Consider the following 14,171-nt stretch of genomic DNA (forward strand, 5'->3'; position numbering starts at 1 on the left):
TAATTACTCCTCCCTGTTTACTGAGAATTAACCGTGACGTTTACCTTGTTTTTCTGGCCGATCTTCTCCTTCACGTATTCAGCAATATGATAGGCCACATCTACACCATGCACTTTCCATGATTTAGCGAATTCCGGATTTTGGTTCACTTCGCAAACGACGTACCGCAGCTGCTTATAGTCGAAAAATAAATCCGCGCCGTAAATGCCTTCCCCTAATACGCCGACCAAATCCTCGCAAATTGCCGCGATCTCGCCATTGATCTCAATCGGTTCGATTTCCGCACCAAGATGCGTATTCGTCTTCCAGTTTTCGGCGGACACGCGGCGGAAAGCGACGATCGGCTTGCGGCCGACAATGACGACGCGAATGTCATAATCGCCCTTCTCCACGTACTCCTGCACGAGGACGGGAAACGATTGGTGGCTCGGGTCGACCGATTCCCTGGCAGCAATCCAGCCTTCCAAGCATTCCTTTCCCGTCATTCTGGCGATTCCTCGCCCCCATGAGGACGTTGCGGGTTTAATGACACAGATGTCCCCGAAGTCCCGTAGGGCGTCGAACAGCTTCGCAGGGGTGAAAGCGACTTGATACCGAGGCTGCGGGATGCCGTGTTTGATGAATACAATCGCCTGATGAATTTTATTCGTGCAAATGGTAATGGCTTTGGCCGAGTTCAACGTTTCAATGCCGGCAAGCTCTAGAAGCTGGGTCCGGCTCAACGCGTTTTTCTGTGAAAGGCACCGAATGAGGGCTAGCCCGAATGGCGGAGCATCGGAGGCTCCAACGGGCAGTTCCATGGAGTCCAAATTCACTGTGACGCGGATGCCAAGCTGGCCGAGATGATCAACGATTCGCTGCTCTTCTTCCCTCATCTTCGTGACGCACAATAAGATGGCGTTGTTGTTCTCCATGGACTGCTGCACCTACTCTCCCCAAGTTTCTTCAATTTCTGGAGCCAATGCAATCGTGACCAGGCTCGCCTCAACCTGTATTTCATGTTCTTGGCCGCATGATTCGCATTCCACGATCTCTCCTGTTGTCACGCGTTCCTCTACTTCAATATCTGACTTGCATACGAGACAGCTTAATTCTGCCATTCTCCTTGCACCTCCAATTAGTATTAAAAAAATGATTTATTATAACGGAATGAATCCCTTATAACTTACTTTGCGGCAATGTCCCATTCTCTCACGTTATTAAACGTGCCGAGGTTCAGCGGTTTGCCAACCGAAACATCCTTGGATACGACTTGAAGCCGTTTCTCGGAATAGACGGCGAGCGTCGGCACGTCTTCGTGCAGCACCTCTTGCAGCTGGTTGTAAATCGCATGGCGCTTCGCCTCGTCAATCTCTTGCTCGCCTTTGGCGATCAAATCGTCGACAATCGGATTTTTGTACCGAATGACGCTTTCGGGATCATCGCTCTTATAGGTCGTGAAGTAGAGGCTAGGCTCGATGTAATAATCCCTTGTAAAAATCGTGATGTCATGCTCGCCCTTCTCGACTTTATCGATAAGCGTAGGGAAATCGAACTTCTGAACATCGATTTTGAACCCTGCGGATTCCAAATTTTGCACCAAAATATCGGCTGCTTGCTCGCGGATCTTGTTGCCAACCGGAATAAGGAACGTAAGCTTGCGGCTGGCATCCCACCCGGCTTCTTGCAGCAGCTGCTTCGCTTTCTCCGGATCATACGGATAAGGCTTGATATCCTTGTTGAAATACGGATGCGAGCTTGGGACGCCGCCGTCGATAATTTCCGCTTGGCCCTTGAGCAATTGCTCCACGATAAGCGGCCGATTGATGGCGTAAGCAATCGCTTGGCGGACTCGCTTATCCGGCAGCTTCTCCACGTTGAAGAATAGCTCCGCAGGCTCCGAAGCCGTGGCGGAAGTAACGTTGACGTTGTCCAAGCCCTTCACCTTGTCATAATCCGTAATCGGAACTAGCCCAACAGGCAGCGAATTCATTTGGATTTCTCCGGTCTGCAGCTGCGCGACCAGATTGGCCGCCGGCAAAACTTTAATGAAGATCTTATCGATCTTGGGAGCGCCTAAGTAGTACTGCTCGTTTTTGGTTACCTCGACAAACTGCCCCTGCTCATATGCAGCGAATTTGTACGGGCCAACCGTCACTTCTGGCTTCTGGAAGTAGGCGTTCGTCGACAGCTCTTCCGGATTAACCCCCTTCAAGATATGCTCTGGAAGGAAATTCACCTTCGCGCCGAATCTTTCTTTGAATACGAGCGGATCGATCGGCGTTTTGGTCTTGATCTCGAACGTATGCGGGTCGATCACGTGGAGCCCCGAAATTTCCGTGACGCCTTCCTCTAGCTTGCCAGAGTCGTTCAGCCCTTCAATGAAGCTTAGCTGGAACGAGGTTTCGACTTTGGCATGAAGCGCAAGCTTGAGCGTGAACGCAACGTCAGCTGTCGTAAACGGCGTTCCATCGTTCCACTTCGCATCCGGACGAAGCTTGACAGTGAACGTCTGCTTATTCTTAGTCTCTACGGATTCCGCCAGTTTGGGAACAAAATCGGCAGAATCCGTCACGTCTAGCAAAGCATCGTTAAGCAATGCAATGGGGGCAAGCGATGCTGAATTGTCTTGCGTGTTAATCTGGTTTAGCGTGACCGGCGCGTTGACGATGCCGATTGTCAACTTCTTCTCGGCTGGCGCCTGTTGTTCAGTTGCCGTTTGCGGCTTCGGTTCAGCAGGAGCTTCCTCTTTCGTACCGCTTGATTGGCTGCACGCCGCAACCAAAAGGACTGCGATAGCCGCGGTTATCAATAGGCTAATTCGTTTGTATCGTTTCATGCTTATGGCCACTCCTTCGCATTCAATAGGTATGTAACAAGTCTTAGCTGGCGGTGAATTACGTTTTCGCGTCAAGTGCGTCTCGCAGGCCGTCTCCAACAAAGTTCACGGCCAACACCGCAATGAGAATCATGCAGCCTGCCGGCAGCCAGAGCCATTGCTGCTCGGTTAATACGGTCAATGACTGTGCGTCGTGCAGCATATTGCCGAGGCTTGCCTGAGGGGACTTCACCCCCATGCCGAGAAAGCTGAGCCCAGCTTCGCTTAGGATCGTACCGGCTACACCGAATGTCGCGCTCACGATAATAGGCCCAATAATCGCCGGCAGCAGATGGCGGAGCAGAATCCGAGATGTACGCAATCCCAACGCGACGCCGGCTTTCATAAAGTCCAGCTCCTTCGCGGACAATACGCTTCCCCGGACGAGCATAGCAATCGTTGGCCATTTGAACAAAGCGAGCACAATCATGATCGTTGTCATATTGGCTCCAAGCACGCTGACGATTACGAGTACGACCAGCATGTAAGGAAAGCTTAGGAAAATATCGGTTAATCGCATGATGGCCATATCCAGCCAACGGCCATAATAACCGGCGGTCATGCCCACGAACGTGCCGAACGCCACATAGATCGCAACCGTCGCGAAACCGATGAACAACGACACCCGTGTTCCGTAAAGCAGCCGGCTTAAAACATCACGGCCCACTTGATCGGTGCCCAGCCAGTGCGCTGCCGAAGGCTTTGCACCGAACGAAGGCAACACTTCATTCGGGGGATAAGGCGCCAGCCACGGGGCAAACAAGGCGGCCAGAATCAGCAAAATCGTGACAGCCAGCCCCCAGACAGCGAGCTTGTGCCGAAAAAACTTCCGTCTCGCCTGCCGAGCGAAGCTTTCGATCCTGGCATTCGTTTGTTCCAAGGGCCATGCAGTCGCGGTCATCCAGGCTTCCTCCCGTTATCCGTATGAAATGCGCGGATCAACTGCCGCATACAGCATGTCCGTAATCAAATTGGTCAGCAGCACGACGCATGCCGCTACGAGGTTTACTCCCATGAGGGTCGGATAATCGCGCGACAGAATCGCTTCCATCGTCAATTGCCCGATTCCTGGCCATTGGAACACTTGTTCAATGACGATGCTGCCGCCGAGCAGCAGAGGAATCTCTGCTCCAACTACGGCGATTACAGGGATTAACGCGTTGCGAAGCGCATGCCTGCTGGTTACCGCGAATTCGCGCAGCCCCTTCATTCGGGCGGTGCGCAAGTAATCCTGTCCCAAAACTTCCAGCATGCTTGCCCGTACGTACCGCACCTTTTTGCCTGCGATCGCAGCGCCTAGCACGGTCACCGGCATGATCATGTGCAGAATGACGTCACCTGCTCCCCCAGCTCCGCCAAGCGTTGTCATACCGCCGGTCGGTAGCCATCTCCACTGAATGCCCACCACATAGATGAGGCCAAGCCCTAAGAAAAATGGCGGGATAGATATGCCTAGGAAGGTCATGCCGGTTAAAAAATAATCCAGCTTAGAGTTCTGCTTCACCGCGCTTATTACGCCGACCGGTATCGCAATCAACAATCCGAATAACAAAGATGCGGATGCAAGCAGCAGCGTCGGGACGATCCGTTCTCCGATGAGCCGGGAGACGGGAGCATAACTGCTGAACGAATAACCGAGATCTCCTCTGACGACGCCGCCTAGCCAATTCGCATATTGCATATAGAGCGGATCATTCAGCCCGAACTTTTCCCGCTTCAGCTCCAGCAGCTCTTTCGGAATATTAGGATTGATCAACATATCAACGGGATTGCCCGGTGCCATATTCATGATGAGAAAGCTCAGCACCGTAATGCCGAAGAAGACAGGAATGGCGATGAAGATTCTACGGACGAAATAAGTGCCCACTGGCCCTGCTCCTCCTTTCCTCCCCTTTAGGCAAGCGGATAATGACAGGCAACTCCATGTGTTTCACTCGCCAGGACCGGCTCCTCCTTGGCGCAGCGCTCTTGCGCATACGGACATCGGGTATGAAATCGGCAGCCAAGCGGAGGATTTGACGGGTCCGGCAGTTCACCGCGGATAACTGGCCGCTCTACACTGCGATACAATGGATCCGGCGGGTGATAAGCACCGAGCAGCATTTTTGTGTACGGGTGCCTCGGTTTTTGGAATAAAGCGTCCGATGGGGCCAGCTCCACGATCCTTCCTAAGTACATGACAGCAATTCTCGTGCTCACCTGCTTCACAGCGCCGATCCCGTGGGCAATAAACAAGTAAGTAAGCTTCAGCTCATCTTGCAAATCCTGAAGCAGCCCGAGAATTTGCGCCTGAATGGAAACATCGAGTGCGGACACCGGTTCATCGCATACGATCAGCTTCGGCCTTAGCGACAATGCCCTTGCAATGCCGATCCGCTGCTTCTGGCCGCCCGAAAACTCGTGGGGATACCGATGCGCCGCTGAGCGCGGCAAGCCCACCAAGTGAAGCAGCCTTTCAACCTCACGCTGAACACCGCTGCGTGTAGCCAATTTGTGGACAAGGATCGGCTCGGCTAACGTATCGAATATTCGCATTCTCGGATTAAGCGAGGCATAGGGATCTTGGAAAATCATCTGCAATCGCGTTCGGATGGACCTTAGCTCTCCTTGCGAATAACGCGTGATGTCCTCGCCTTCGAAGAGAATGCGTCCTGCTTGCGGTTGTTCCAGCCGAACGACGGACCTCCCGATCGTGGACTTGCCACAACCCGACTCGCCAACGAGTCCCAGCGTCTCCCCTTCATAGAGCGTCAAGCTGACATCGTCCACCGCCTTAATGAATGCAGTAGGGCGGCCGAATAGCGCTTGGCGAACCGGATAATACGTTTTGAGCTGCTCGACTTGCAGCAACGGCTTCTTCTCCACTCCCTGCGCCGTCATGCGAAACTATCCTGCAGTTCTCTCGGCTCTTCAGCGACATGGCTAGTTGACGAGGCGTTTATCCAGCATCTGACACTATGGTTGCCTCCAATGTTTAGCAGGCCTGGCTTCGCTACCCGGCATTGTTCCGTGGCTTCCCGGCAACGTGGGTGAAATCGGCATCCCTCAGGCATCTCCTGCGGAGCTGGAACCGCTCCAGGGATAGCCTGCGCACGCTGCCCTGCAAGGCCGTCGATTCTCGGTATCGCTTGGAGGAGCCCCCGCGTGTACGGATGGCGCGGATCCCGGAATAAGGTATATACATCCGCTGCCTCCACAACTTGCCCCGCATACATGACGATCACTTGATCAGCCATTTCCGCCACGACGCCTAGATCATGCGTGACAAGAAGAATGGCCATCCCGCTGTCCTCCTGCATGCGCTTCATCAGTTCAAGGATTTGGGCTTGTATCGTCACATCAAGCGCTGTAGTCGGTTCATCCGCGATCAGCAGCTTCGGCTGCCCCGCCATCGCCATCGCGATCATTACCCGTTGGCGCATGCCTCCCGACAAGGCGTGAGGATAGTCCATTGCAACGGCTTCAGCCCTTGCAATGCCGACCTTCTTAAGCAGCTCAACCGTGATCGCTTTAGCTTCTTTACGGCTGCATTGGCGGTGTAGACGGACGCTTTCCCCGATCTGCTCGCCGATCTTCATCACAGGATTGAGCGACGTCATCGGTTCTTGGAAGATCATTGCGACCTCCTTGCCCCGAAGCCTTCGCATCTGGGCCTCGCCGTAACGGGTTATGGCATGCCCATCGTAACGCGTTTCACCATGAATGACGGAACCGCCTTGGCCTAGCAAGCCCATAATGGACAGCGAAGTTACGCTTTTCCCGCAGCCCGATTCCCCCACAAGTGCAACGGTTTCGCCATGCCCAATCGCAAAGCTTACTTCGTCGACAGCGACAGCGGCGCCTTGAGCGGTGCGAAAGGCAATCCGCAACCGATCAACTTCGAGTAGCTGAGCCATGCCCTCCCACCTGCTTTCCTTCCCTGTAGTGAGCCAACTAAGTAGGCAATTAACAAACTCTTATAATTCCTACCAAATTAGTAAACTTTATCTATGAAGAGCATACCTGAACTTTAGCTGTTTGAATAATAGAAGAAATCTATTTGCAAATAGAAGAAATCAACATTTTCACGACACGCCTCCCCGGTTATACGTTTGGATTCGCCGCTCCGCCATTGCGGTTATGCGTTCGATGAATAACGTTAACCCCCAATAGATAACCGCAGCTGCTATGTACGATTCGAAAAACTTCCAATTGGAAGACGCGATAATTTGTGACTTGGCGTTAATGTCAACAACCGAAACGGTGAATACCAATGCAGAGCCGTGCAGCATGCTGATCGTGCTGTTTGATAGATTGGGCAGCAAGATGGCGAATGCCTGCGGGAATACGATCCGGCGTAACGCTTGTGAAGTCGTCATGCCGACCGCGTAAGCTGCCTCGATCTGCCCCTTATCAACCGCGAGCAGGCCCGATCGCACGACTTCGGACAAATACGCGCCTGCTGTAATGGAGAAAGCGATATAGGCAAAAGCAATCATCGGAATCGACACCGAACGAAATGCCCAGCCGAAATTTTCGCAAATGCCATCAATGGCAAAAGGAAGCCCGAAATAAACAAGCAGCAAATGCGTCAGCATCGGCGTGCCCCGAATGAAGGTAACATAAGCGGCGGCGGCGGTATCTAGAACGGGTACTTTGTTAATTCGAATCAAGGCGACAGCCGTTCCGATGACAAGCCCGCACAAGACGGAAACCACCGTAACGGCAAGCGTGACCGGAATAGCCGTCAGCAATTGGAGCAGTGCTTGCCAGATGAAGGAAAGATCCAGTTTCATAACCTCGCCTCCTCACTGCGCCATTTTGCTGCGGCCTTATTTTTGCGGAATACCGATCGTTTGGCACGTGTCTCTTTCGTTAATCCCGCCGCTGCCGGTTCATGGCGAAGCAGCCTCTTCTCGATCCAGTCGAACAGCTTTTGCAGTGCAAAGCTAATGATGAAATATAGCACTGCGAGTGAGAGGTAAATTTCGATAAATCGATGGGAGAGCGCGCCTATTGTCTTCGCTTTCCCCGAAATGTCCAATATGCCGAGCGTGAAGGCAAGCGATGTGTCCTTCAAATTGCCGATGACAACATTGCCAAATACCGGAATGGAGATCGACATCGCTTGTGGCAAAACAATCCGGCTGAACGCCTGGAAACCATTCATCCCAACCGCGTATGCGGCCTCTACTTGCCCACGGTCCACTGCCGTCACCGCTCCGCGAATGACTTCGCTAATATAGGCTCCGCTATGCAGCGAATAAGTGAGTATGACGAAAAATAACGCAGGTGTTCTTGTCACATCAAGCTGAACCGCCTTTAGAACTTCTGGAACGCCATAATAGAATAGGAATAGCTGGATAAGAATTGGCGTGCCTCGAAAAAAGGATACATATACCTGCGAGAATCTCCTCAGGACCGGGATGCGGTATAGCTGGGGGAGCGCGACAAGAAGCCCGATTGCTGTTCCGATGCTTATAGAGCATCCTACGATCAGAAGCGTAATGCCCAACGATGGAAGCAATCTGTACAAATATTCAAATACGTAAACAATCTCAAATTGATGTTGGCCCATCTTCCGTTTTCACTCCTCCAGCTGAACGCGCATGCCGCTTGCTATTTAGAAAAATCTTGGCCGAGCCATTGTTCGCTAATTTTTTTCAACGTGCCGTCAGCCTTCAGTTCTTTGATCGTGGCATCGACCGCGTCGGACAGTTTCTTGGACTCCGGATCATTCTTGCGGAACACGTATAGGATATTGCCTTCATTGAGCGGATCGCCTACTGTCTTCAGCTTTCCTTGCGGATCTTTGATCGGGAGCAAGAAATCGGCGCCAAGCGTGGCGTATACCCGTCCCGACGAAATCTGCTGCACCTCGTCATTCGCGTCGTTCTGCTGGTAAACGATATCGATCTTCGCATCCTCATGTTCCTTGTTATAGTTTTCTAACAGCTGAGCTTGCGCACTCGTTGGCCCGATGAGCACCTTCTTGCCTTGCAGGTCGTCCAGCGATTTGATCGGTTCCGCATTATCTGACGACACGATGATTTTGTTGCGCCAATAGGCGTATGGCTCTTGGTTAAAATCGAACTTCTCGGAACGCTCCGGATTTTTCTCGAAGAGATGCGCGGCGATATCAACCTTCTTGGTCTCTAGACTGAGCAAGATATTCGAAAACTCCATCGATTGAAACTCGAATTCGTAGCCCGCTAGCCTCTTGTCGATTTCACGAATCAGCTCCACGTCAAAACCGGTCAGCTTGCCTTTATCGTCAAGAAAAGCAACTTGTTCGAAGTCGTTCCCCGTACCCACGATAACTTTTTTTACGGCTTCGCCATCCGCAGATCCGCTAGTTTCTTTGCTTTTGCTTCCGCAAGCGGAAACAGCAAGTGCAAGGGCGAGTGTTAATGCAACTACAGTAAACTTTTTCATTGTGAAGACCTCCGTTTGTCGTTTTAAACTCATAATTCCTACTGGTTAAGTGTGAATTTATGGTTGAACTAACTGTAGCATCCAGTTTCTCAGATGTATAATAGATAAGTTCTATGTATATATCCAAAATTTCAATATCGCAAAAAGTTCAATAACGCATCGAGCGTTCCCGCTATCGGCAATGGGGAGGATTGGTTACAAAATGAAAAAAGGAGACCTCCGCAATAATAAATAGGGAAGTCTCCGGTGATCCGGTAGACGCGAATTTCGATAACGATCGCATCTCAATATTCGTTTGCCAACCAATACCACACTAATCCGACTTATTTACTTTAATTTGTATCAGGTTACCATCCTTATACAAATACTGTCAACAGTTATGTTCATCGAACCTACTGTCCCTAGTCCCACTGTTGCTCGTTCCCTCGTTCCCCCTAATGCCTCCGCCTGCCCTTGCTCGCTCAACCGTGCTCCCGCATATGCTCCTGCCCCTTCTTCCACACGTGCTTCTGCTCCCGTTCCCGTTCCCGCCCCCGCCCCCGCCCCCGAGCTCCCGATCCGCCCGGCTAACGGACTCAGCAGCCCTTATTTGGCGAAAAAGACACGGTCTGAAATTCTAACGGACTCAGGAGCCCTTATTTGCACCAAAATGATGTCATACGTGCTGATTCGTCTGAAATAACGGCTCTGGAGTCCGTTACAGCAAAAAAACAGCCATTTTCATCGAAATAACGGCTGTACGGTCCGTTAGCGGCAGCGGTTGGGGGCAGCTGCATCTGCTCAAAAGAACAAAAAGCCGCGGTTAGTTTCCGCAGCTCCTCCACAGTTGCTTTACAGCTCATTGGCGATCCCTGTAACCGCACGTATATTTACGTCATGGTATCTTTGGAGAATGTGCATTCTAGCATCCGCGAGATTGGCAGCACTTACATATTCAAAATATAAAACACCATTCGCATGAGCCAATCGGCCATACCAACGGGGAATGATGGTTTCTTCATCGCCTATTCGATATATTTATTTAATGCCTCTGCTTTCAGCTTATTGAAATGCTCCACGTTATCGCCAATATAATCATACTGTTCAAGCTCCTCTTCCGTTATAGCATTAACATTAGCAGGGAAAGCTTGCTCAAAAGACTTCTTATCTATGTTATATTTTCCTTGGTAAGAGCCATTAATTGCAAAAGCATGATCTCCCGCCTTACGTAAAAATAGAAGAATCTGTGCTTGGCTTTTCATTTTGACATAACCTTCAAGCGTAACGTACTTTTCATTGTTCAAATAGCCGTCCTCGTACACCGTAATCGTCGCATTGTTAGGCAAGTCACCTTTAATCACACGATCAATCTGAAAAGATGCCTGCCCTAACTGGTCAACAACGACGCCTTCATCCGTTTTAACTTCGTGCATTTCCTGTTCACCTGTGGCTTGGCCAATGACGATGTAGTCCGAATACGCTTCCAGCTTGGTGAGGTTATCGAAATTCAATATTTTCGCCTGAGCAGCAGCAACCGAATATTTCTTGCTGGATTGGCTCGAGGCTTCCAATGGATTGTTAACTAACAGGGCACTCGCTGCCAAAACAATAAGAGAAGTAATCATCCCATATTGAAGCTTTTTTCCATTCATATTTCGTAGCCTCCAATAAATTGCTAAGTAATCATTCACACTCTTTAACGTTTATACTGATGGGAATGTTACCTTCCTTATATTGGAATTTAAATGCAAAAGTTAAGAATTCCCCCATAAGTGTCGAGTAATGCTTATAATATTTGTATTAATGAAAGATTTAACAAGGGGGCAATTACATTGACGCAAGTGGAAGAACAGGCACTGAGAATTGCGATTGAAGTTTTCGAGAAGAATTGCCAAAAACTTGTTCGCCATAGAAGGCCTTATATTTAATTAAAATCTAATGATGAACTTTTTAGTGATTGGTTTGAAGATGGATTAGGCGGATATGACATACAAAAGCTTGGCGCAAATGCTCACCCCGACCTTATCATCAATGGTGTGGGCTTTGAACTGAAGTCACTACGAACCAATGGACAAATTCAGTTCAACTCAACTATACCTTGCGGCGGATTCCGCAATAGGGAGATTGCTGGAGAATGTTATTATGCAGTTGCACGATATACAGAGGATCGTAACTATGGCTATCTTGAAGACTTCACCATTTGTGACGGTGATTATTTCAATCATGACCGTGAGAGGGCATTCGCTCACTTAAACAAACAAGAAACAGGCTTCGGGGATTATGGGGATGGCGTTGTTCGTTATCGCAAAATGTATTCCTTCCCTAGCCCTTTACGAACAATCACAGGCATATCACTAATTTCTAAATTTAATAATGCTACAGACTTTAACAACAGCCTTATATTAGACAGAGAAATTGAACGTGCTGATACACTAGATGAATCGCATAAATTTTATGTTTACCGACACAATATGCTTCCTTAAACAAAAAGCCGCTCACTGCATCAACAACAATGAACGGCTCTTTATAACGATTAGGATCCTGGCATTAGAACCGCTGGCCAGGTGCCGACAGGCAATGCCCTATTCAAAATTCCTCCTGTTGTTGACCGCTATTCAACCGATACATTCTCGATTCATATGGACGCAGCATATGTTGCTGCAGGTCATCGCCGTAGTTTGCAATGAGCAACTCTTTCTCTCCGGAGAGCGAATCTGGAAGCGCATACGGTACGTGATTGCCATAGAAGTTACACAGGACAAGGATCTGCTCCCCTTCAAACGAGCGAGTGTAAGCAAAAATGTTGTTGTCTTCTGGGAACAGCAGCTCGTAATCGCCGTAGACAATCGCTTTGTGATCCTTCCGCAGCTGAATTAGCTTCTGGTAGTGATAAAATATCGAGTTGGCATCGTGCAGCTCCGCCTCGGCATTGATGCTGGTATAATTCGAATTTACGCGAATCCACGGCGTGCCTGTCGTGAATCCAGCTTCATCTGTCGCGTCCCACTGCATCGGCGTGCGTGCGTTGTCGCGGCCTTTGGCATAAATAGAAGCCATAATTTCCGCTTGCGGATACCCTTGACCCGTCCGGTCCTTATAGAAATTGAGCAATTCAATATCCCGATAATCACCAATCGAATATTGAACGTTAGTCATCCCCAGCTCCTCACCCTGATAGATGTATGGCGTACCCTGCATGCCATGCAACAAAGTAGCCAACATTTTAGCCGACTGTACCCGGTATTCACCATCATTGCCCCAACGAGATACGATTCTCGGCAAATCGTGGTTGTTCCAGAATAGGCTGTTCCAAGCCTCGCCATTCAGCTCCGTTTGCCACTTGGATAACACTTGCTTCAGTTTCATGAAGTCCAGCGGCGCCAAATCCCACTTGCTCTTGCCCGGCTGCTCATCCAGCCCGATATGCTCGAATTGAAATACCATGGAGAACTCGGATCCGTCCGGATTGCTGAAAATTTTGGCAATCTCCGGCGTTGCCCCCCAGGTTTCGCCGACGGTGAGCAGGTCCGCCCGATGGAAGGTAGCCTTGCACAGCTCTTGTATGTATTCGTGCAATTTCGGTCCATTCCCGATTATGAACCGGTCTGGTTCCTTGGCGATCATATCGATGACATCTAGACGAAATCCACCAACACCGCGGTCGATCCACCAATTGATCATGCGATAGATTTCCTCCCGAACCTTAGGGTTGTCCCAGTTGAGATCCGGCTGCTTCACCGCGAAGAAGTGCAAGTAATATTGGCCAAGCTCCGGCACATACTCCCACGCTGATCCACCGAAAATGCTGCCTAATTCATTCGGCGGTTCACCTGGATTGCCATCGCGCCATACATAGTAATCATGGTACGGATTGTCCTTCCCTTTCTTAGCTTCTATGAACCATGGATGCTCGTCAGAGGTATGATTCACGACCAGATCAATAATCATTTTGATGTTTCGTTTCGCGGCTTCTTGAATGAGTGCATCCATTTCGTCCAGTGTGCCGAACATCGGATCGATCGCCTGAAAATCCGATATATCATAACCGTTGTCATCCTGCGGCGACTTGCAAACCGGCGACAGCCAAATCGCGCCTATTCCGAGTTTTTCCAAGTAATCCAGCCTTGCAATAATGCCGTTCAAGTCGCCGATGCCGTCGCCGTTACTGTCTTGAAAGCTGCGCGGATAAACTTGATACACGGCAATTTCTTTCCACCATTGCTTATTTTCCATCTTCAACTCTCCCTTTTAACTCTTAAATATGAATCTGCCGAGATTAGCGATTTACGCTGCATCAAAATTTTGACAACCTAAATATCGACCTCAAAATATTGCGAATCCAAACAGCAAATCCCGTCATTGGCGTCCTTGAGCTGCGCTTATTCTGGATGTATTGATCGTTGATAATCCCGCTGCTCCGAAGGGCTCATCGGCTTCTCGCCTTTTAAAATTCCGAGCCGTTCCTCGTATAGCAATTGCCTCTGCTCCTCTACCCTATCCGAAACAGCTCGATTTGGAGGTCCCGTACGATGTAATCGATGTCTTTTTCCAATAACGATTCCACATGCAGCGCGCAATTCAATATCGTTAACCAATCGCTGGAACGGGCGATGCACGGTATCAGCGATCCCTCCCTCAATAGAGATGCGCGATTCTATAGTGGATAAAGTATAATCAAACTCTATAAAGATAGCAAGATTTGGAATAATAAAGAACTCACGACGCTCTCTATGGCTTGCCCCAGCTCGGCTAACGGACCTGAGAGCCGTTATTTAGCGAAAAAGACACGGTTCGAGATGACGTACAATAGTCTGTGTACCATGATCTGGAGTATTCCCAGAACATAAAAAAGTAGGGTATCCTCGGGGTTGCTGAGACCACCAAGAAAGGACCCTACTCGATGACTACTATACCCGAAAAT

The 14,171-nt window shown here is 49.8% G+C and carries 12 protein-coding genes; all 12 read right to left on the reverse strand.

Going from position 1 to position 14,171, the window contains the following annotated elements; genetic code table 11:
- Nucleotides 1-17: 17 nt before the first annotated feature.
- Nucleotides 18-914, reverse strand: coding sequence for a RimK family alpha-L-glutamate ligase (locus tag GON22_RS16095; RefSeq protein WP_160397123.1), 897 nt, complete (start codon nucleotides 912-914; stop codon nucleotides 18-20).
- 12 nt (nucleotides 915-926) lie between these two features.
- Entirely contained in the window at nucleotides 927-1,100 is a 174-nt protein-coding gene (locus GON22_RS16100; RefSeq protein ID WP_160397124.1) for a lysine biosynthesis protein LysW, read from the reverse strand.
- A 65-nt stretch (nucleotides 1,101-1,165) separates the two neighbouring features.
- Complete coding sequence (locus GON22_RS16105; protein ID WP_160397125.1) at nucleotides 1,166-2,818, reverse strand: ABC transporter substrate-binding protein; 1,653 nt, start codon at nucleotides 2,816-2,818, stop codon at nucleotides 1,166-1,168.
- Between the two features lie 58 nt (nucleotides 2,819-2,876).
- On the reverse strand, nucleotides 2,877-3,758 hold the full coding sequence (gene opp4C / locus GON22_RS16110) for an oligopeptide ABC transporter permease (protein WP_160397126.1): 882 nt from the start codon (nucleotides 3,756-3,758) through the stop codon (nucleotides 2,877-2,879).
- 15 nt (nucleotides 3,759-3,773) lie between these two features.
- Entirely contained in the window at nucleotides 3,774-4,724 is a 951-nt protein-coding gene (locus GON22_RS16115; protein WP_336604323.1) for an ABC transporter permease, read from the reverse strand.
- Nucleotides 4,725-4,750: 26 nt separating this feature from the next.
- Entirely contained in the window at nucleotides 4,751-5,737 is a 987-nt protein-coding gene (locus tag GON22_RS16120; protein WP_160397127.1) for an ABC transporter ATP-binding protein, read from the reverse strand.
- Nucleotides 5,734-6,753 carry an ABC transporter ATP-binding protein gene (locus tag GON22_RS16125; RefSeq protein WP_160397128.1) on the reverse strand — a complete coding sequence of 340 codons (1,020 nt, stop codon included), beginning with the start codon at nucleotides 6,751-6,753 and terminating at the stop codon, nucleotides 5,734-5,736. The genes GON22_RS16120 and GON22_RS16125 overlap by 4 nt, the downstream gene beginning before the upstream one ends.
- A gap of 168 nt (nucleotides 6,754-6,921) precedes the next feature.
- Nucleotides 6,922-7,632: an amino acid ABC transporter permease gene (locus GON22_RS16130; protein WP_160397129.1), complete on the reverse strand. Its 711-nt coding sequence runs from the start codon at nucleotides 7,630-7,632 to the stop codon at nucleotides 6,922-6,924.
- Nucleotides 7,629-8,414 (reverse strand): amino acid ABC transporter permease, encoded by a 786-nt coding sequence (locus GON22_RS16135; protein ID WP_160397130.1) that lies wholly within the window; start codon nucleotides 8,412-8,414, stop codon nucleotides 7,629-7,631. The genes GON22_RS16130 and GON22_RS16135 overlap by 4 nt, the downstream gene beginning before the upstream one ends.
- Nucleotides 8,415-8,455: 41 nt before the next feature.
- Complete coding sequence (locus tag GON22_RS16140) at nucleotides 8,456-9,271, reverse strand: transporter substrate-binding domain-containing protein (RefSeq protein ID WP_160397131.1); 816 nt, start codon at nucleotides 9,269-9,271, stop codon at nucleotides 8,456-8,458.
- Between the two features lie 1,004 nt (nucleotides 9,272-10,275).
- Nucleotides 10,276-10,902, reverse strand: a complete 627-nt coding sequence (locus GON22_RS16145) for a hypothetical protein (protein WP_160397132.1) — start codon at nucleotides 10,900-10,902, stop codon at nucleotides 10,276-10,278.
- Between the two features lie 934 nt (nucleotides 10,903-11,836).
- Nucleotides 11,837-13,483 (reverse strand): glycoside hydrolase family 13 protein, encoded by a 1,647-nt coding sequence (locus tag GON22_RS16150; RefSeq protein ID WP_160397133.1) that lies wholly within the window; start codon nucleotides 13,481-13,483, stop codon nucleotides 11,837-11,839.
- Nucleotides 13,484-14,171 lie beyond the last annotated feature (688 nt).

Origin of the sequence: Paenibacillus sp. MMS18-CY102 (assembly GCF_009789195.1) — a bacterium.
GTDB lineage: Bacteria > Bacillota > Bacilli > Paenibacillales > Paenibacillaceae > Paenibacillus_T.